Origin of the sequence: Acinetobacter sp. ABJ_C5_2 (assembly GCF_044538485.1) — a bacterium.
Lineage (GTDB): Bacteria > Pseudomonadota > Gammaproteobacteria > Pseudomonadales > Moraxellaceae > Acinetobacter > Acinetobacter nosocomialis_A.
This window is the reverse complement of sequence record NZ_JBIUCS010000005.1, coordinates 18551-39430: the sequence shown is the minus strand read 5'-3', so window position 1 is coordinate 39430 and position 20880 is coordinate 18551. Positions and strand designations below refer to the sequence as shown.

At 36.4% G+C, this 20880-nt stretch carries 20 protein-coding genes; 17 read left to right on the top strand and 3 right to left on the bottom strand.

From position 1 onward, the window contains the following. The first annotated feature begins 279 nt into the window (after positions 1–279). The 11 genes from ACH8JV_RS08335 to putP all read left to right on the top strand — a co-directional run bounded on the left by ACH8JV_RS08335 (position 280) and on the right by putP (position 11407). Positions 280–846: a TetR/AcrR family transcriptional regulator gene (locus ACH8JV_RS08335; RefSeq protein ID WP_263613575.1), complete on the top strand. Its 567-nt coding sequence runs from the start codon at positions 280–282 to the stop codon at positions 844–846. Between the two features lie 476 nt (positions 847–1322). After that, positions 1323–1631, top strand: coding sequence for a metalloregulator ArsR/SmtB family transcription factor (locus tag ACH8JV_RS08330; RefSeq protein WP_263613574.1), 309 nt, complete (start codon positions 1323–1325; stop codon positions 1629–1631). A 418-nt stretch (positions 1632–2049) separates the two neighbouring features. Continuing rightward, a complete protein-coding gene (gene sstT / locus ACH8JV_RS08325) occupies positions 2050–3252 on the top strand; it encodes a serine/threonine transporter SstT (protein ID WP_396462979.1) in 1203 nt (400 codons plus the stop codon). A gap of 5 nt (positions 3253–3257) precedes the next feature. Continuing rightward, positions 3258–3938, top strand: coding sequence for a YoaK family protein (locus ACH8JV_RS08320; RefSeq protein ID WP_396520645.1), 681 nt, complete (start codon positions 3258–3260; stop codon positions 3936–3938). Positions 3939–3941: 3 nt separating this feature from the next. Beyond that, on the top strand, positions 3942–4478 hold the full coding sequence (locus ACH8JV_RS08315; protein ID WP_263613572.1) for a DUF2058 domain-containing protein: 537 nt from the start codon (positions 3942–3944) through the stop codon (positions 4476–4478). 374 nt (positions 4479–4852) lie between these two features. After that, on the top strand, positions 4853–6700 hold the full coding sequence (locus tag ACH8JV_RS08310) for an ABC transporter ATP-binding protein (RefSeq protein ID WP_396520643.1): 1848 nt from the start codon (positions 4853–4855) through the stop codon (positions 6698–6700). Next, entirely contained in the window at positions 6700–7140 is a 441-nt protein-coding gene (locus ACH8JV_RS08305) for a MaoC family dehydratase (RefSeq protein ID WP_396520641.1), read from the top strand. Before ACH8JV_RS08310 ends, ACH8JV_RS08305 begins: the two co-directional genes overlap by 1 nt. 108 nt (positions 7141–7248) lie before the next feature. Continuing rightward, positions 7249–8274: an AraC family transcriptional regulator ligand-binding domain-containing protein gene (locus ACH8JV_RS08300; protein ID WP_396520639.1), complete on the top strand. Its 1026-nt coding sequence runs from the start codon at positions 7249–7251 to the stop codon at positions 8272–8274. Between the two features lie 38 nt (positions 8275–8312). After that, positions 8313–8687, top strand: coding sequence for a glycine cleavage system protein GcvH (gcvH, locus tag ACH8JV_RS08295; RefSeq protein ID WP_001016341.1), 375 nt, complete (start codon positions 8313–8315; stop codon positions 8685–8687). Positions 8688–8785: 98 nt separating this feature from the next. Next, positions 8786–9493 (top strand): NAD-dependent deacylase, encoded by a 708-nt coding sequence (locus ACH8JV_RS08290; RefSeq protein ID WP_311088067.1) that lies wholly within the window; start codon positions 8786–8788, stop codon positions 9491–9493. A gap of 423 nt (positions 9494–9916) precedes the next feature. Then, positions 9917–11407 (top strand): sodium/proline symporter PutP, encoded by a 1491-nt coding sequence (gene putP / locus ACH8JV_RS08285; protein WP_134261611.1) that lies wholly within the window; start codon positions 9917–9919, stop codon positions 11405–11407. A gap of 35 nt (positions 11408–11442) precedes the next feature. Here the strand turns inward: putP and ACH8JV_RS08280 are convergent, their stop codons facing one another. After that, positions 11443–11931 (bottom strand): Lrp/AsnC ligand binding domain-containing protein, encoded by a 489-nt coding sequence (locus ACH8JV_RS08280; protein ID WP_019458967.1) that lies wholly within the window; start codon positions 11929–11931, stop codon positions 11443–11445. A 124-nt stretch (positions 11932–12055) separates the two neighbouring features. On the opposite strand from ACH8JV_RS08280, the gene putA reads away from it, so the two are divergent. The 4 genes from putA (at position 12056) to ACH8JV_RS08260 (ending at position 18057) form a co-directional block, all read left to right on the top strand. Next, positions 12056–15808 (top strand): trifunctional transcriptional regulator/proline dehydrogenase/L-glutamate gamma-semialdehyde dehydrogenase, encoded by a 3753-nt coding sequence (putA, locus tag ACH8JV_RS08275; RefSeq protein WP_396520637.1) that lies wholly within the window; start codon positions 12056–12058, stop codon positions 15806–15808. 105 nt (positions 15809–15913) lie between these two features. After that, a complete protein-coding gene (locus ACH8JV_RS08270) occupies positions 15914–16387 on the top strand; it encodes a GrpB family protein (protein WP_396520635.1) in 474 nt (157 codons plus the stop codon). Between the two features lie 105 nt (positions 16388–16492). Beyond that, the gene (trmA, locus tag ACH8JV_RS08265) at positions 16493–17578 is read left to right on the top strand and encodes a tRNA (uridine(54)-C5)-methyltransferase TrmA (protein ID WP_396520633.1); all 1086 of its coding nucleotides are present in this window, start codon (positions 16493–16495) and stop codon (positions 17576–17578) included. A gap of 248 nt (positions 17579–17826) precedes the next feature. Then, entirely contained in the window at positions 17827–18057 is a 231-nt protein-coding gene (locus ACH8JV_RS08260) for a hypothetical protein (RefSeq protein ID WP_002050077.1), read from the top strand. A 35-nt stretch (positions 18058–18092) separates the two neighbouring features. Here ACH8JV_RS08260 and ACH8JV_RS08255 read toward each other — a convergent pair whose 3' ends face one another. Then, the gene (locus ACH8JV_RS08255; protein WP_396520631.1) at positions 18093–18839 is read right to left on the bottom strand and encodes a phosphodiester glycosidase family protein; all 747 of its coding nucleotides are present in this window, start codon (positions 18837–18839) and stop codon (positions 18093–18095) included. 187 nt (positions 18840–19026) lie between these two features. Here ACH8JV_RS08255 and ACH8JV_RS08250 point away from each other — a divergent pair, with 187 nt between their 5' ends. Continuing rightward, positions 19027–19617, top strand: a complete 591-nt coding sequence (locus ACH8JV_RS08250; protein ID WP_087605546.1) for a lecithin retinol acyltransferase family protein — start codon at positions 19027–19029, stop codon at positions 19615–19617. 46 nt (positions 19618–19663) lie between these two features. On the opposite strand, the gene ACH8JV_RS08245 is transcribed toward ACH8JV_RS08250, so the two are convergent. Beyond that, a complete protein-coding gene (locus ACH8JV_RS08245; protein WP_304400663.1) occupies positions 19664–20254 on the bottom strand; it encodes a YceI family protein in 591 nt (196 codons plus the stop codon). A gap of 214 nt (positions 20255–20468) precedes the next feature. Between ACH8JV_RS08245 and ACH8JV_RS08240 the strand changes: the two genes are divergently transcribed. After that, the gene (locus ACH8JV_RS08240) at positions 20469–20876 is read left to right on the top strand and encodes an OsmC family protein (protein ID WP_396520629.1); all 408 of its coding nucleotides are present in this window, start codon (positions 20469–20471) and stop codon (positions 20874–20876) included. Positions 20877–20880 lie beyond the last annotated feature (4 nt).

Below are 20880 nucleotides of genomic sequence, written 5' to 3'. Positions count from 1 at the left end.
TTTAAATCTATTTTATGGCTATATGTCTATGGTATAAATTTATTTTTCTACATCAAAAAATTATCTAGTTAATACGTGTGATTAAGACATAGAAATTTTTTCAATAAATATAAAATTCATACCTAGAGCATTATGCTTTGAACTTCTATTGCTTTTAAAAAACCCATTTTTTTCTATCAATAACAATCAATACAATGTAAAATTGTGCGTTCGTGCTTTTTATTTATACACTCGACCATTTAGGCTAAGAGCAATTTTTTTGTGTGAGGCTACTAAAATATGTCAAAAAAAGATGACATCATTACCACTGCTTTAAGACTTTTTAACTCATATAGTTATAACTCTATAGGGGTTGATCGTATCATCAGTGAGTCTGGTGTAGCAAAAATGACATTTTATAAATACTTCCCTTCAAAAGAGAAACTTATTGAAGAGTGTTTATTATTAAGAAACTCACTTTTACAGAATTCTCTGACTGCTGCTATATCTAAAGAAGATGAAAACGATCCGTTGAGTCGTATCAAAGCAATTTTCTTATGGTATTCAGATTGGTTTAATAGCGAAGACTTTAATGGCTGTATGTTTCAAAAAGCTTTAGAAGAAGTATTAAAACAATACCCTTCAACACATCAACCAGCGACTTTATATAAAATATGGTTAACGCAACTCATGCAAGACCTTCTTGTCCAGCATGAAATTGAAGAGTCTCGTCCTCTAGCATTGCTATTAGTCAATATATTAGAAGGCATGACCATTCAAGCTCAAGTCGAACATGGCTCAGTAAAAATTTATGACTATTGGAAGCGTGTAGAGAAACTTATTGAGTTTGAAAAAGTTGCACACTAAAAAATAAAGCGTGATATTATTCTTCTTATACTGTTGAATCTTCTTCTTATTCATCACGCTGCGTCTGAAAGTCATTCTAGTCTAGAGTTAGACGTTTTTTTTGGACTATACATCCCAAACTAGAATATACAGACCTGTCTGTACAGGATCGATTATATCCTTAAAAAGTAAAAACTCAATCTTTTTTTATTCTCCTTTTAAACATAAATCAGAATTAACTATTGATGGAGCAAAAAAGAGGATTTATTTTCTTTGACATTGTTTCATTTATACTTAACAATTACGCTTCTCACACAATGCAACACTTTTGACACAAAACAACTACAAATTATTGTTATACCTTAATAATGTTATATATTTATCAATTACACTTATAAACCTTTTCAACAAAAACAATTGGATTGATTAGTTTTGCTACATTCATTTTCATAAGATCAATCTATACTATGCCGGCCATATTGATATAGGTATAAAGTATGAAAGATGGACTCCAAATTGAAGAAATGAAAAATGCGGCTGATTCAGTCGTAGGAACATTAAAGTCTTTAGCTAACACTGACCGTTTATTAATTTTATGTCACTTAGCTCATGAGGAGTTGAATGTCTCTCAAATCGAAGAGAAAACACAAATCACCCAACCCACCCTTTCACAACAATTGATGATGCTACGTAAAAGTGATGTCGTTTCAACACGTCGTGATGGCAAACAAATTTTCTACTCCATAAAGGATGATAAGATGCACTCCATTTTAAATACGCTTTATCAGTTATACTGTATAGAATAACTGCGCTGAACTTATAAAATTATAATAATATTAATGTATTCCTGAAATATGCGATTTTTCAACTTGGTAGCTGGTAATGATCCAAGCAAAGAGGACTGAAAATTCGCGTAGTTTTTCTAGCATTCAAATCTATTGAAAACAAAAATAATCTCCCTATTTCTTTTTATATCTCCCTTAACTCGACTTAAACCTCAATAATTAAGTCTGCTTATTTCCATTATTGTCTGTAATATAAGCAAAACATCATTTTAATTACTTTGATATTCCTATTTTAATATTTTAAAAACAAATACTTAATATTACCATTTTTTATAAAACTGATTAGTGAGTATAAAAAAGCTTAAGATTCACATCACTTAAGTATAAAATACTCCGCTTGTTCAACCTTTAGCCACGAATAGGTTAATAAGGCCTTTATATGCTTGAATTCTTTTCTCGATTAAGCTTAGTCACCAAAATTATTATCGCCATTATTTTAGGGATAGGCGTTGCTCTCTTATTTCCAAACGTTACGCCCTACCTAAGCTTGTTTGGTGAACTGTTCATTAAAGCATTGAAATCGGTTGCCCCTATTTTAGTCTTTGTCCTAGTTCTCTCATCGATTGCCAACTTTCAGGTTGGTCACAGTGCAAATTTACGTCCAGTCTTACTATTATATGTAGTAGGTATGTTATTAGCCGCTTTTAGTGCTGTTGTAGCAAGCTTATCTTTTCCAAGCACCTTATTTCTCAACACTGTTTCGCATAACAACTTACAAGCGCCAGGTAGTCTCGCTGATATATTAAAAAACTTGCTTTTAAGTTTTATTGCAAACCCAGTACAAGCGATTAGCGAAGCAAACTTTATTGGTATTCTTGCATGGGCGATTGGTCTCGGTTTAGCAATGCGCCACAGCTCAGATACCACTAAACAAGTAATGCATGATGTTTCACATGCAGTGAGCGCGATTATTCATAAAGTGATTGCATTTGCTCCGGTGGGTATTTTTGGTTTAGTGGCAGTAACTTTTGCCGATGCTGGTTTAGCAACGCTTGAAAGCTATGCACAATTATTAGCTGTTCTACTAGGAACAATGCTTTTTGTTGCCCTTGTAGTTAATCCAATTTTGGTGGGTTTAACAATTCGTGGTAACCCATACCCACTTGTTTTTAAATGCTTAAAAGAAAGTGGTATTACCGCATTCTTCACCCGCAGCTCAGCAGCTAACATTCCAGTTAATCTCGATTTAGCTGAACGTTTAGGTGTTAACCCATCTACTGCAAGCGTTTCTATTCCTTTAGGTGCTACTGTTAACATGGCTGGTGCAGCTGTTACGATTACTGTGCTTACCTTGGCAACTGTCCATACTTTAGGAATTCATGTTGATTTAGCAACTATGATTATTTTATCTGTAGTCGCTACAGTTTCAGCATGTGGAGCATCTGGGGTTGCAGGTGGTTCATTACTTTTAATTCCTGTAGCTTGTAGTTTATTTGGTATTTCATCAGAAATTGCGATGCAAGTTGTTGCAGTGGGTATGATTATTAGTGTATTACAAGATTCAACGGAAACGGCTCTTAACTCATCTACCGATGTTTTATTTACAGCCGCAGTTGATATTCGCTCAAAACAAAACTCTTAGAGAACATGCCATTTCAACGTTTACCAAACTGGTTCCAGCTGGGTACCTTTTTACTGGCTATAAATGCCGGAATGATTAATGTATTAGGGCTAATCACCCTTTTACATCAGTCAGTTTCGCATATGACAGGTAATGTCAGTATGCTAGCGATGAGTTTGGTAAACTGGCAATTTGAACACATCATATATTTAGTACTTGTTATACTGTGTTACGTATGTGGATCATTTTATAGCGGCTTTATTTTAGGTAATAGCTATTTTAAATTAGGCCGTCGCTATGGCCTTCCTTTAAGCCTAGTTGCCCTCTTTATTTTTCTTTGCTGGTTATTACTGCCTTATTTCCCCAAATATGGATTATTATGGGCCTGTGTCGCCATGGGGTTACAAAATGCGATGGTGAGCCATTATAAAGGAACTATTATCAGAACCACTCATTTATCGGGTGTCTTAACAGACCTTGGGCTTGCGCTTGGTTATATGGCACGTGGTTTAAAAGTAGAAAACCGTCGTATTATTTTACATCTACTTATTTTTTCAGGTTTTCTTATTGGTGGTATAATTGCTGCTTCAGTTCACCCCTACTTAAAATTGCAATCATTTTTGCTTCCAGCAATTTTAAGCTTAACTCTCAGTATTTCGTATTGGGCCGTTTATTTTCATAGTTCTTCCTCTTCAGATTCGGATTAAGTCATGGTTAAAAATGCCTTACAAGCTCAGTTACTCAAAGCCGGTTTAGTTGACAATAAAAAAGCAAAAAAACTCACCAAGCAAGCTCAGCATGAACAGCGTACTGGTCAAAGTAATGAAGCAGAAATCAAAGCAAATATTGAAAAAGCTCAAAAAGAGAAGCAAGCAAAAGACCAAGCTTTGAATCTAGAAAAGCAGCAGCAACTCGAAGAAAAAGCATTAAAGGCTTCAATCATTCAAATGATTAAACAACATAAAATTGCAGATTTTGCTGGAGATGTTGCATATCAATTTATTGATGAAAATAAAATTAAAAAAGTATACCTATCTCAGCAAGTCTACAATGCACTTGTAACAGGTAGTTTAGTCATTGCAAAAGATCAAGATCAATACGCGTATCTACCAAAGGCTTTGGCTGAAAAAATTGATCAAAAAATGCAAGGCTTTATTTTAATTAATAATGCAGAGAAAAATGAACAAACTACCGATGAAGAAGATCCATATGCAGCATATGTAATTCCAGATGATTTAATGTGGTAATTATCATGAGAGCCTTTATCAATATTGAGATAAAGGCTCATGCTGCTTAGCAGTAAATATCAATATTTTATCATTTATTAAAAAATCTTATAAAAATTACATTCTGGGCAAATTCATTCACCACTTCATCTATTATTATCGATATAATGAATAAAACATTTTGTCTTTACCATGCCTCTTAGGCTTTTCCCGATTCCAAATTTATGTCTTGTCTAAATCATGTCAGTTTTAGCCAAAGATATACAACATAGACTTTGACGTGTACCAACACACCCAACAGATCAACATCTTTATCAGGTTTGATCTAACTGACTTTATTGCAAATTAAATTGCGAAATTTTAATAAAGTAGCTGATGTATAAAGGTAGTCATTCATGCTGAAGTGGTTTGAAAAACTTGTAGATCCTTATCCAACCAAAGGTCTGGATGAGCCCTTACCAACTCGCTTTTTCCCATTTGTTTGGCAAGCTACTGAGGGTGTACGCCCATATTTACTATTACTGATTATTTGTACAGCTGGTGCAGCTAGCTTTGAAGCCTTACTTTTTTCAAAAATTGGACAATTAGTAGATTGGCTGAGTAATAGCCAGCCTGAAAGTTTTTTAAGCCAACATGCGTCCAATGTCCTTATTTTAATTAGTGTTTTATTCGCCAATATTTTATTTGTTAATATTCAATCTGTTATAAAACACCAAATTTTATATAGTACTTTCCCAATGCGCTTACGCTGGCGCTTCCACAACCTTTTATTAAAGCAAAGCCTAGACTTTTTCCATAATGATTTTGCGGGACGCCTTTCAGCAAAGGTGATGCAAACAGCATTAGCTATACGCGAATTTTGGATAATTTTGGGTGATATGTTGGCTTACGTCAGCATTTACTTTATTACCGTTAGTATTGTTCTGGGTGCAATTTCACCAACTTTACTTATTCCCCTTATGGTTTGGTTGGGACTATTTTTATTAAGTGCTTGGTTCTTTATTCCACGTTTAAGCAAAGTTTCCCAACAACAAGCTGACGCTCGTGCCGTGATGACTGGCCGTGTAACTGATGCTTATACAAATATTCAAACAGTTAAATTATTTGCACATGCTGGGCGTGAAAGTCAGTATGCAAAAGCGTCAATGAAAGAGTTTATGTCAACAGTCTATGCGCAAATGCGTTTAGGTACTCTTTTTGAAGTCAGCATTAATCTACTCTCTGCTGTTTTATTTATAGGTGTAATTGGTACTGCAGTCTGGCTATGGACACAAGGCTTAGCAGCATTAGGTGTAATTGCGGCGACTACCGCGATGATTTTAAAACTGAATAGCATGGCTGAGTTTATGATGTGGCATATGTCAGCTTTATTTGAGAATGTTGGGACTATTCAAGATGGTATGCAAACTCTTGGTAAGAAAATTAATATTCAAGACAAACCAGATGCAAAACCACTTACAGTAAAGCAAGGTGAAATCGTATTTAAAGATGTTACCTTTGCCTATAACAATAAAAATGTCATCGATCACTTTAACCTACATATTAAAGCGGGTGAAAAGATTGGTATCGTTGGCCGCTCAGGTGCAGGAAAATCTACCCTCATTCAATTACTTTTACACTTTTACCATCTTAAAGAAGGTGCAATTTTAATTGATGGGCAAAATATTGAAGATGTTACCCAAGATAGTTTGAGAGCGAATATTGCTTTAGTTACTCAAGATACCTCTCTACTACATCGCTCAGTTGCTGAAAATATTAAATATGGCCGTCCAGATGCAACCGATCTAGACATGCAAAGCGCAGTGCATAAAGCAAAGGCAGCCGAGTTTATTCCCCAACTTGTCGACTTAAAAGGTCGTTCTGGTTATGACGCACAGGTTGGTGAGCGTGGTGTTAAACTTTCAGGCGGTCAAAGACAACGTATCGCTATTGCACGTGTTTTCTTAAAAGATGCACCAATTTTAATATTAGATGAAGCAACAAGTGCATTAGACTCAGAAGTTGAAGCAGCTATTCAGTCTAGTTTAAATGACCTGATGGTAGATAAAACAGTTATTGCAATTGCTCACCGTTTGTCTACCATTGCTCAAATGGACCGTTTAATTGTTCTTGATGAAGGTAAAATTGCAGAGCAAGGCACCCATGAAGAATTAATTGCCAAAGATGGTATATATGCACAATTATGGAAACGTCAAACTGGCGGTTTTCTTATTGAGCAAAAAGTAGTACAGGGTCAGGATTAATGCTTTATTTAGAAGATTTAAAAATTGGTGATCGTTTTATCAGTCGTGAATATGAAATTACACTAGATGAAATCAAACAATTTGCAAGCCACTATGACCCTCAGCCTTTCCATACAGATGAAGAGCTAGCCAAAGAAGATCCCATTTTTAAAGGTATTGCTGCCAGTGGGTGGCATACCTCTGCAATTACGATGCGCTTATGGACTGAATGTATGCCAATTCATGGTGGACTAGTGGGTTCGGAGTCGAGTCTACGTTGGCCTCGTCCAACCCGTCCAGGTGACCGTATTCATGTTGAAGCTGAAATTTCCGCGATTACACCATCCAAAACAAAATTGGATCGTGGTATTGTAAGTTACGTTACGCAAGCCTTAAATCATCATGGGGATGTTTTACTTATTTCAACGACAAAAATCGTTGTCTTTAAAAAGAATGTTTAACGAATCGTTGATATGATTGTCTAACAGTTTTTATAAACTCAAATTATATTTCATGACAAGATGTGTAAGAAATGCACGTAGAAAATTGATGAGAGCAACGGAACGCATATGAAAATTACCTCAGCTCGTCAAGATCAAGGTATACCAGGAGTCTATGGTTTATTGCTATTAGATGTTGTTTCACGTTGGGGATACAACGATGAAACATTATTTGCCCCTTTTCATCTTACGAGTGAGCAATTGGCCGATCCTGAATATCGTATTTCAACACCTGTAGCAAATGAGCTGGTTAAACATGCCTTAAATCTCACTGGTGAAAGTACATTGGGTTTCCATATTGGCACTCAAATGCGTATTTCAATTCATGGGTTTATTGGCTACGCGATAATGACAGCAAAAGATATTACCGAAGCGATTGCTCTTGCTGCTCGTTTTATCCAGTTACGCTTACCCTTTTTACAACTTTATTTTTCTACATTCGGTCCCAAAGCCACATTACAATTACAGTGTGATATTGAGTTAGAACCACTTCGTACCGAAATTGTTTTAGGCTTAACCATTGGCATCATGACAATGGCAAAAGCAATGACAGGTATCGAAGATTTAGCAGGCGATGTCGACCTAGATTTTTCAGAACCAGCAGGTTTTGATAAATATAGAAGCAAACTCAGCAGCACTATTCGCTTTAATCAGCCTCATTTAATTTCTAGTTTTGATAAAAAATATTTAGGCATTAAATTAATTAATTCCGATCCAATCGCTAGTCAAATTGCCATTAACCAATGTGAAGCTGAACTCTCTGCTTTGGGTGAACGCCGCCGTTTGGCAATGCGCGTACGTGATATTTTAAGTAATTCTGAACAACATTACTTAAGCATAGAAAATGTAGCAGAATACCTACATATGTCAGATCGTACTTTAAAACGACAGTTGGCAGCTGAAGGGACTTCATTTTCAACATTAGTAGATGAAGTCCGATATCGTCATGCGACGTCATTACTTTCACGTACAGATTATAGCCTTGAACAAATTGCAGATGAACTTGGTTACTCCGATGTCGCAAATTTCAGCCGTGCATTCAAACGCTGGAGTGGCCGTAGTCCGAGTAACTGGCGCAAAGACCCCTATTTATAATGTTATTAAAATATTGGACACAAGCTTAAGGAGTTGTCATGAACCACCCTTCAGAATTGAAGTATGCACGTACACATGAGTGGGTAAAAATTGAAGGTGATCTTGTTATTACAGGAATTACCGACCATGCACAAGATGAACTTGGAGACTTGGTCTATGTGGAGACTCCTGAAGTAGGCAGCAAAGTAACAGCTGGAGAACAAGCTGGAGTAGTTGAATCAGTTAAGACTGCTTCTGATATCCACGCTCCTGTTTCTGGTACTGTAGTGGAAGTAAATACAGACCTTGAAGATGATCCAGATTTTGTAAATGAAGACCCATACGGGAAAGGCTGGATTTATAAAATCAAGCCAGACAACATAGCTGATGTTGAAAAACTTTTAACAAATGCAGAATATGAAGCAGGCTTATAAAAGATAGCATCGCTTTCAATATTTAATAAAAACCAGTTTACTTTTAAACTGGTTTTTTTATATATGTATAAATCAGCTATAAAAACCAGATGAATAGGATCACTGACATGACAAGACTTGTTGTATTTTCTGGTGCAGGCATGAGCGCAGAAAGTGGAATTAGTACTTTTCGTGACAGTAATGGCCTATGGGAAAATTATGATATACAACAAGTTGCCACTCCAGAAGCTTGGAACAAAGACCCTGCTTTAGTCCAGCGGTTTTATAACGAACGCCGTAAAAATATTTTAGAAGCTCAGCCAAATGAAGCTCATCAGTACATTGCCAAACTACAAAACCATTTCGATGTACAGGTTATTACGCAAAATATTGATGATTTACATGAGCGCGCTGGTAACCGCAATGTCTTGCATCTACATGGCAATATTCGATTAGCAAAAAGCTCTGGACCAGATGCACAATATACAACTGAGTTTTATGAAATTAATGGTTGGAAGTTAGACTTAGAACATGACTTTTGCCCAAATGGCTATCCACTTCGTCCTCATGTAGTTTGGTTTGGTGAAGCAGTTCCCGCATTTGAAGAAGCCATAAAGCAAGTACAGGAAGCCGATATTTTCATTGTTATTGGTTCAACCTTAAGTGTGTATCCTGTTGCTGCTTTAGTTCATGAAATTCCAAATTACACTGAAGCCTACTATATAGATCCTCAAGCAGATCATTCTCGTGTTCCATCTCAATATAAACTATTAAATATGACAGCCACAGAAGGTATGAAAGAGCTATTTCATCAGTTGACGAGCTAATATTTCTTTCATTTTTATTGCAGATTTCACTTCTAAAGTTGTCTTTTCACATGAAATTGATGCGAAAACACTCAACTCATATCAAATTTTTTCTTGAGTGATATATTGTCATTGCTAATTTTGTAACCAAACAAGCTGATCTATTTTCTAAATTTACTATTCCTAATTTACTATTCCTATAATTTTTTAAAGAATAAATGAATTATTTAACTTATATAAATCATTGATTAAAATAAATTTAATTTAAAGTGTAACTGTAATTACACTTGTTTACATAAAAATACATAAAACACATCACAAAGATAACAGAGCAAAAAAATTCTTTTGTGGTTGAATCTCAACCTCTTGAAATGCCGTACAAGAAAACAGCGACCTGGATTAGGTTACAATCACGGATTATGGATATAAGGACACACATCCATTATGAGTTATTTTGATCCCACCCTCATCATGTTTATGGTGTACATCGTAGCAATGGTACTTATTGGCTTATTCGCCTACCGTGCTACAAGCGACTTCTCTGATTATATTCTTGGTGGTCGTAGTTTAGGCAGTTTCGTTACTGCATTATCCGCAGGCGCATCAGACATGAGTGGTTGGTTACTCATGGGCTTACCAGGAGCGATTTATCTTTCTGGTTTATCTGAAGCGTGGATTGCAATTGGTCTAATTATCGGTGCTTGGCTTAACTGGTTACTGGTTGCTGGTCGATTACGCGTTCATACTGAAATCCAAAATAATGCACTCACTCTGCCCGACTATTTTACAAGTCGATTTGATGACCAGAAAAAGATTCTTCGTATTTTCTCTGCCGTTATTATCTTGGTTTTCTTCGCAATTTACTGTGCCTCAGGTATGGTAGCTGGTGCTCGTTTATTTGAAAATTTATTCGGTATGTCATATACCACCGCAATCTGGTTAAGTGCTATTGCAACAATCAGTTATGTTTGTATTGGTGGATTCTTGGCAATTAGCTGGACTGATACTTTCCAAGCTGGCTTAATGATTTTTGCCCTTTTGCTCACCCCAATCGTAACTTACCTTGCAATTGGCGATACAACTCAGTTTGTAACGCTTATTGAAACTGCTCGCCCACATGCATTTAACATCGTTTCAGATTTAAGTGTGGTGGCCGTTTTATCTTCAATGGCTTGGGGTTTAGGCTATTTTGGCCAACCGCACATCCTTGTACGTTTCATGGCTGCTGACTCTGTAAAATCAATTCCTGCTGCTCGCCGTATTGGTATGACTTGGATGATTTTATGTTTAGTTGGTGCAGTCGGTGCTGGTTTCTTTGGTATTGCTTACTTCCAGCAACACCCTGAACTTGCAACAGTTGTAAGTAAGAACCCTGAAACTGTATTTATGGAATTGACTAAAATTTTATTCAATCCATGGCTTGTGGGTATCATTCTAGCTGCTATCTTGGCTGCTGTTATGAGTACATTAAGCTGTCAGCTTTTAGTATGTTCAAGTGCACTAACTGAAGATTTGTACAAAGGTTTCATCCGTAAAAACGCATCTCAAAAAGAACTTGTATGGGTTGGCCGTATCATGGTTCTTGCAATTGCAGTTCTTGCAATTGTACTTGCAGGTAATCCTGACAGTAAAGTTCTTGGTCTTGTTGCTTACGCATGGGCTGGCTTTGGCGCTGCATTTGGTCCACTCATCATCTTGTCATTGTTCTGGAAACGTATGACTTTAGAAGGTGCTTTAGCGGGCATGATCGTAGGTGCTGTTGTTGTGATTGGTTGGAAAAATCTTTTCGCAGGCACTGGGGTTTACGAGATTATTCCTGGCTTTATCTGTGCGTTTATCAGCATCATTGTAGTAAGCTTAATTTCAAAAGCGCCAAACTCTGATGTGACTGATCGTTTTGAACAAGGCGACAAACTCTACAAAGAAAGTGTGTAAAAATGAATAAAATAAAAAGGGGCTTCGGCCCCTTTTTATTTATTTTTAGTTTTGATTTTAATTTTTGAAGTATCTTTGACTACTTGCATTACAGGGTAACTACGGGTTTCTTTCACTCCCGGCAGTTGCCATAGCACCTGCCCAGCAATACGTCTAAACTCCTCCATACTGCCACTTCGTAATTTAATTAAAAAATCAAATCCGCCACTGACCATATGACATTCAACGATTTCTGGATAATGCACAACTGCATCAATAAACTCGTCTAAAACGTTAGGCGTTGTTTTATCAAGCAAGACCTCTACAAACACTAAAAAATTTGCATTCAGTTTGATTGGATTCAATTTTGCTTCATAGCCCAAGATAAATTCATCTTTTGTTAGCTTCTGCACTCGAGCCATAACAGCGGTTGGAGATAAGTTCACCATTTCGGCTAATTTGCTATTAGAAATTCGCCCATCTGTTTGAAGAATATCCAAAATTTTTAAATCAGTGCGATCAAGGCTTAATAATGGGCCATTCATCTGAATTTTCCTCTAAAAAATAGGCTAAATATAGTGAGTTATTCGGTGTTTCTTCTGTAATCATAAATTATCTAAACCTCTCTACTCAAGATGAGTTTATGAGAGTCGGTTGTCGGAAATAGATATGAACACAATGGATACTTTTCATCAAATGGATAAATCTCACCAAGGCTATATCACCGAATTCAACGATAAAAGTGAGTTTGAACAGCGCATTAATACAGCTTGGCGACGTGCCGAACCTGAAGCTGTAGAAGAGTTATTACAAGCTGCTGCAGTATCTGATGATTTAGATCATAAAATTTATGACCTTGCATTTAACCTTGCCCATAATTTACGTGAACGTAAGACCTCTTCTGGGAAAGCAGGTATTGTTCAAGGATTATTACAAGAGTTCTCTCTGTCTTCACAAGAAGGTGTGGCTTTAATGTGTCTTGCCGAAGCTTTGCTTCGTATTCCAGACAAAGCAACACGTGATTTACTGATTCGAGATAAAATCAACCAAGGTAACTGGAAAGAACACGTTGGCCAAAGCAGCTTAATGTTTGTCAATGCTGCTGCATGGGGCCTCATGTTAACTGGTAAGCTGATGGAAACACCAAAGCAAACTAGTCTTTCAAGTGTACTTACTGGCCTTTTAGCACGTAGTGGACGTGGCATTATTCGTAAAGCAGTTGATGTTGCAATGCGTATGATGGGTGAACAGTTTGTAACTGGGGAAACCATTGAAGAAGCTGTAGACCATGCGAAAGTACTTGAAGACAAAGGTTTTCGCTATTCGTACGATATGTTAGGTGAAGCAGCTTTAACTGACCATGACGCTGAACGCTACTTTAACGATTATACGCAAGCTATCCATGCAATTGGTAAGGCATCTAATGGTAAAGGCGTTTACGATGGCCCAGGTATTTCAATTAAGCTTTCTGCCTTACACCCTCGTTATCAACGTGCGCAAATTGAACGTGTTCATCAAGAACTTTACGGCAAAGTATTTGAACTTGCTCGTTTAGCCAAACACTACAATATTGGTTTAAATATCGATGCTGAAGAGTCAGAGCGTTTAGAAATTTCGCTTGAGTTACTCGAACGTCTTTGTTTCGAGCCAGAACTAGCGAACTGGAAAGGCATTGGATTCGTTATTCAAGCTTACCAAAAACGCTGTTTCTTTGTAGTTGATTATATTATTGATCTTGCTAAACGCAGCCAAAAACGCCTCATGATTCGTCTTGTGAAAGGCGCATATTGGGACAGCGAAATTAAGAAAGCACAAATCGAAGGTATGGATGACTACCCTGTCTTCACACGTAAAGTACATACAGATTTATCTTATATTGCTTGTGCTAAAAAATTACTTGCAGCGCCAGAATATATCTATCCACAATTTGCGACTCATAACGCTCAGACATTGGCAACAATTTATCATTTAGCTGATCCAAGCAAATATTATGCTGGTCAATATGAGTTCCAATGCTTACATGGTATGGGTGAACCACTTTATGAACAAGTTGTTGGTCCACGTGAGCAAAATAAATTAGGTGTGCCATGCCGTATTTATGCTCCCGTTGGTAACCATGAAACGTTGTTAGCTTATCTTGTTCGTCGTTTACTTGAAAATGGTGCAAATACTTCATTTGTTAACCGTATTGCCGATAAAACACTTAAAGTTGAAGACCTCATTCAGTCTCCAATTTACGATATACGCAATGCAGCTAAGCTTGAAGGTTCAATTGGTTTAAAACACCCATCAATTCCTCTTCCTTTAGATATGTATGGCACACTCCGTAAAAACTCTAAAGGATATGACTTAGCAAACGATACGCCGCTTGAAGCTTTAGATAGCACAGCTCAACAACTTCGTAACCGTGTTTGGCAAAGCCATCCATTACTAGGAAATAACGCATCAACAGAACAACGCCATTCTGTTGCAATTACAAACCCAGCACAAAATGATGAAATTGTTGGGTATGTACAAGAAGCTGATCTTAATGATGTAGAAATTGCATTGAATGCAGCTGAACAGATACAAATTGAATGGGCAAATACACCTAAAGATCAACGCGCACAATATTTAAAACGTGCAGCTGACCTTATGGAAAGTCGTATTCAAGAGTTAATGGTATTACTTTGCCGTGAAAGTGGTAAAACTTATGCCAATGCAATTGCAGAAGTTCGTGAAGCTGTAGATTTCTTACGTTACTACGCAACTCAAGTTGAGAATCTTCCTGCAAATACAACTATTCAGCCGCTTGGTACTGTACTTTGTATTAGTCCGTGGAACTTCCCTCTTGCAATTTTCTCTGGTCAAATTGCTGCAGCATTAGTCAGTGGTAACTGCGTTATTGCAAAACCTGCTGAACAAACACCTTTAATCGCGGCTCAAGCAGTGCAAATTTTATGGGAAGCTGGTATTCCACATGGTGCTGTACAATTATTACCTGGTCGTGGTGAAACAGTAGGTGCTCAGCTTAGCCAAGATCGACGCATTGATGGCATCATGTTTACTGGCTCAACTGAAGTTGCAAAGATTTTGCAGAAAACAGTTGCAAAACGTTTGGCTGCTAATGGCCAATCTATTCCTCTCATTGCAGAAACTGGTGGTCAGAATGCAATGATTGTGGACTCATCTGCATTAACTGAACAGGTTGTACTTGACGTTGTAAGTTCTGCATTTGATAGCGCAGGTCAACGCTGCTCTGCTTTACGTATTTTATGTGTACAAGAAGATAGTGCTGCAAGCGTTATTAAAATGCTTAAAGGTGCAATGCAGCAGTTAATTGTTGGTAACCCTGCTATTTTAAAAACGGATATTGGTCCTGTTATTGATGAAGAAGCAAAACAGACAATTGATCAGCACATCCAAAAAATGAAGTCTAAAGGCTATCCAGTACATCAATTGATGTTTGGTGTATCTAGTCAAAATGAATTGAACAAGGGAACTTTTGTTGTACCAACAGCAATTGAATTGCCTAACCTCGATGACTTACAACGCGAAGTTTTTGGTCCTGTTTTACACATCATTACCTATAAATACGGCGAACTTGAACAACTAATCTCACGTATTAATGCCAAAGGTTATGGTTTAACAATGGGTCTACATACCCGTATTGATGAAACCATCCAAACCGTTATTCAACATGCTGAAGTGGGTAACCTTTATATCAACCGTAATATTGTTGGTGCTGTTGTTGGTGTTCAACCATTTGGTGGTGAAGGTTTATCTGGTACAGGTCCGAAAGCTGGTGGTCCGCTTTACATGTATCGCTTAATGCAAAATTGTTCAAATAAAGTATTGGCAACGCCATTTGCTATGAAAAATGAACAAACTGCATATGAAGGCTTTAACCGAGAGGTTTATCAGAGCTTACAAAACTGGGCAAAACAGCATTTACCACAAGCAAATCGTGATATTGAACCATTTGGTGTAGGTAAGTTTTATGAGTTACAAGGCCCTACTGGGGAAAGTAACCAATATATTATTCTGCCGCGTCACCGTGTGCTTTCAATTGCAGACACTGAACAAAATCAATTGCATCAATTGCTCGCAATTTTTGCAGTGGGTAGCCAAGCTGCGGTAATGCCAAATAGTCCATTGTTGGCAAAACATAAACAAACGTTACCAAAAGATGTACTTGATGCGATTACTACAGTTAAAAACATCACATCAGATAATTTTGATGCTGTTTTACACCATGGTAGTCGTGAAGAGGTTCTTTCATTACAGCAAGAAATTGCTAGCCGCTCAGGTGCGATTGTTGGCATTACACATGTTGAATCGAACGAGTCAATTCCACTTGAACGTTTAGTAATTGAACGTGCAATTAGTGTAAATACAGCTGCGGCTGGTGGCAATGCAAGCTTAATGACTATGTCTGACTAACACCTAAACTTATCTAAAAAGCCCAAATCTCAGTATTTGGGCTTTTTTCTTTAATCGAGTAATCTATTTTAAATATATAAATGTTATCGATTAGAGAATTTCATAATGATCTTTTTAGAACCAGAACAATATCAAAAAAATTGTGTTCAGCTTTTTAACTCATATCAAAAGGATATTTCCACCCTTCTCCCATTTTCCAAAATTGAGCATATTGGTTCATCAGCAATACCGAATGCAATTTCAAAAGGTGATCTAGATATTTATATCGAAGTTATGCCTGAGCAATTTGAGTTTGCAATAGAGCAATTAAAAAAGCTTAATTTTATAGAAAAGCAAAATACATTAAGAACCGATGAGCTTTGCATGCTCGAATCACTCAACAACGATGATGTTGCATTTCAAGTTGTAGTAACCGATTCAGTATTCACATTTTTCTTAACATTTAGAAATAAGCTTATAGACTCACCAAGGTTGGTGAAAGAATATAATCAATTAAAATTAGCGTGTAGCCATTTAGACCATGATCAATATAGAACAATAAAATCAGATTTTATTAACCGCGTCTTAAATCATCTCTAATTTAAGTGCCCTATTTCTTTATGAATATCTGACTAAAATTGGCTCCTGCAAGCGCGATTTTTTTGATACCATTCACTATTTGATTCTGTCTAAATTTTCTTGTCTATGACCTCTTCTTATCGTCAACAACTTCAAGCTAAAATTGATCGCATTACTACTCAATTTTCTGAATTTACACCGCCTACATTAGAAGTGTTTGAATCACCTGAACAACATTTCCGTATGCGTGCTGAGTTTCGGATCTGGCATACAGAAAATGATATGTTTTATGCCATGTTTGAACGTAACGATGAAGACAAGCAAAAAACCGTTGTTCGCATAGATGAGTTTCCTATTGCAGACAAAAGCATTAATGATTTAATGCCTCGCCTTTTAGCAGAGCTCAAAGCAGAACCTTTACTTTCACAGCGTTTATTTGAAGTTGATTTTCTCGCAACACTTAGTGGAGAAATGCTAGTTACCCTGATTTATCACCGTAAACTTAATCAGGAATGGGAACAAGCAGCTAAAGCACTTGCTGAAAAACTAAATATTAAAATTATGGGCCGTAGCCGAGGTCAAAAAGTTGTTATTGGCGATGACTTTGTTGTAGAAGAGTTTGATCTTTTAAACCGTACATTCAAATACAAACAAATTGAAAGCAGTTTTACCCAGCCGAATGCTCAAGTTTGCAAAAAAATGCTGCAATGGGCATGTGATGCAGCTGAGGGTTCTAAAAAACACTTACTAGAACTTTATTGTGGTAACGGTAACTTTACCCTTCCATTATCACTAAAATTCGAACGCGTACTTGCTACCGAACTTGCTAAATCATCAGTTTATGCGGCTCAATGGAATATTGAACAAAACCAGATCGATAATATTCAAGTAGCTCGCCTATCAGCTGAAGAGTTTACTCAAGCCTATCAGGGTGAGCGTGAGTTCCGTCGTCTGCAAGAAGCAAATATTGATATTCAAAGTTATGACTTTGATACCGTATTTGTAGACCCTCCACGTGCAGGAATTGATGATGAAACTTTAAAACTTTTACAAGGTTTTGAGCGTATCATCTACATTTCATGTAATCCTGACACTTTATATGAAAATTTAAAAACGCTGACAAAAACTCATCGAGTGACTAAGTTTGCTTTATTTGATCAGTTTCCTTATACGCATCATGTTGAGTCAGGTGTATTACTTGAGAAGATTTAAACAAAATTTTTCAATGTAACCCTATTTTATAAGGAGATTAAATATCTCCTTATTTTTCAACATTTTTCTATTAAGTATTTAAATTTAAAAAAAATATCAAGTCATCTATTCGTCATAATTTCGTTTAACTCAACCATTACTATCGAAAATTCTCTAGTTCAACTGGTGGATTTATCACTTATAGAGGCTTGTATTTTAATTTAAATTGGCTATATTTCGATCTATGTTAGGTTGTATATGAAGGCTCTATGAGTTTTTGGCAAAAGCTGTTCTTAGCAGATCAACAGCATAACGAGCATAAGAATCAAACTGCTTGTGTTGAAAATGACTGCTCATGTAAAACTAATGAACAACTTCTAAGTGCGCTCGCACAAGCAACAGATGAAGATGTCATTATGGGAATAAAAAAAGTTCTTATTTCCCGTGGGTATAGCCGAAAAGAGTTAAATGAACTCATTCAAAAACCATCTATTCATTAATTATAAAGCCAGTCCTGTACTGGCTTTTTTGCATTTTATTTGGCTGCACAATTTGCATGACTGACTAAACCAATAATGGGTCCCATATAAAATTTTCTATCATTACGGTTATTCTTTTGCAAATAGAGACTAGAGATAGAACCATCAAGATAAAGAGCTTGTTCTACTTTTAAATTCTTTTGGAAAAATTCAGCGAAATTATAAAAATTCACTCTATTTTTAGATATCACAAAATATAGCTTATTATTTTTTATACCTACCCCATTACGTATTTTCTTTGAATCACTATTTGCTAGAAATAAGGGATTTACTTTCCTATTCATTACTAACATTGGGCCGGATTGTGTCGCATAATCGGGTTGAAAAGCCTTTGCTTTATATTGTTCAGTTGTCCATATAACAGCTTGTCTTTTATTCCATGCTAAAACCCCATTAGGCTGCAAAAAAAAGTTTCCCCTCCCGCTATCCTCATTTAATGCTTGAATAACGTTCCCTTGTTCAATGTACAACCCTACCGGAGAAAAGTCGGAATGAAACATTCCTGCATTCATTGCAAAAGTAAGCTGTTCACATGATTTGAGTTGGTGCTGAATATTGTCGAAGCTTTTATGATATTGATTAGTCTGTGGATTCTTCAAAAATAGACGTAGTTGATTTAAATTAGAAATTTCAATGACTTCAAATTGATCATCTGCAGCATTTTCAATTTGTCGATACTCTACTGCTAAAGCAGATTGCACAAAAACTATAAAGTTCATAATACACAGTATTAATATTTTCATTAATGACAAACCTCATATGTCATTTTCTGTTCACAAGAACACTTTATTAAGTAAAAATGCTTTTATGTGATGTATACCCGAAAGTCGCTTATTCCACCTAATCAATACACTAGAACACAACTATATTCGTTATAATGTGAACAGCTTTTAATAAAAGTGGTTAAAACTTTATTGGATCAGCGTGAATATGCAACAAACAAATAAACGCTACCCTTTAGGGGCTCATCTTATTGTAAAACATCTCGGCTATAGCCATCATGGTATTTACGCTGGGAGAGGTCGAGTTATTCATTATTCGGGCCTAGCACATTTCATCAAAAAACGTCCCATTGAAATCACATCAATAGATGCCTTTTCCCATGGCAAAAAAATTCATGTACGTTCTTACGATGCTCCACGTTACAAAGGAAAAGTTGTTGTACGGCGTATGCGCTCACGCATGCACGAAAACCATTATCATCTGATCATTAATAATTGCGAACATTTATGTAGTTGGGCAATTACGGGTATAGAAAGCAGTACCCAAGTTGAACGTATGATGCATCGTCTAACCACAATAGGCTATGTAAGTTCAATTATGAGTTATATGAATGGCATGATGTTGACCGTAGCAACGACCTGCTTTGCTCTTGTTCTTTATATTAAAAAGAAATTACGTGATCAGGCAAAAATGAAAGTACCAACTTATCAATTTTTAAGAGAAAAAGCCGAAAAAAGAAATGTAGATCCTTCTCAACCTTTAGTTTTTATAGAACCAGATAAAAAAGAACCAATCTAATTAAAAAAGTCCTCATCATTGAGGACTTTTTTAGAAAACTTACAACTTATTTTTTAGCTGCACTAGCTGCCGTTGCTTCAGTCGTAATGTTTACAGTGATCTTATCACCCACGTTTGGCACATAGCTGCCTAGACCGAACTCAGAACGATTGAATGAAGTTGTCGCATTGAAACCAATCGCTGGAACTTTTGCCATTGGATGTTCACCCTGTTTATTTAAAACAGCATCAAGCACAACTGGCTTAGTTACACCTTTAACAGTTAAGTCACCAGTAATTTTGAAATGCTTTTTGTCTTTAGTTTCTACTTTCGTACTTTTGAAAGTAATATTTGGATATTTAGCTGCATTAAACCAAGCTTCTTGTTGGAATTCTTTATCTAAAGCAGGTACGTTTGTATTTACGCTGCTTAAAGGGATTGTAACATCTACAGAAGAATTTGCTGGTTTAGCATTATCAACTTTAATTACACCTTGGATGTCCGAGAAGTTAGCGCTTGGTGTTGAAAAACCAAAGTGATTCCATGAGAAAACAGTCGCTGTATGCGTTGGATCAATTTTATAGTCCACTGGTGCAGCTAATGTAACTGTACTTGCCAATGCCACTGCCAAACCGAAGCTTAATGTCTTAAGATGCATTTTTCGTATCCTTTATTGATATAGTCGTTAGTGTATACATCAAGTAATTAAATTCACTATTCTTTATAAAACGATATGTTTCATCCATGCAACAATAAAAGCGTTACAGTTGTTATTCAAAACCCATATTATAAAGTATAGATATTTTTCTATTCGAAACCTTCAGATTTATTGGTTTTTACTTCGATTTTATTGATAAATAACAAGGTAAAACATGGTTAACACTGTTCAAGCACAAAGCACTTCTACTCCTTACCGAGTAACACTTACCGATCCATCTGGTCATCAATGGTTTGGAGATGAACCAACTGATAAAGGTGGACAAGATACAGCTCCGAACCCAGTTCAGCTTTTACTATCAGCTTTAGGTGCTTGTACCACCATTACTTTAGAAATGTATGCAAGTCACAAAGGGATTAAGCTTGAGCATGTACAAGTCGATTTAGCCTTAAATCCAAATGGTGATCCGGAAGCAGGTCAAAATAACATTGAACGTAAAATTACTTTAAAGGGTGAATTTACTGAAGATCAACATAAACGTCTTTTAAAAGTTGCTGAAAGTTGCCCAATTCATAAGCTTTTAACTTCTAATATTTCGATTCAAACTGAGCTTAATATTTAAGATT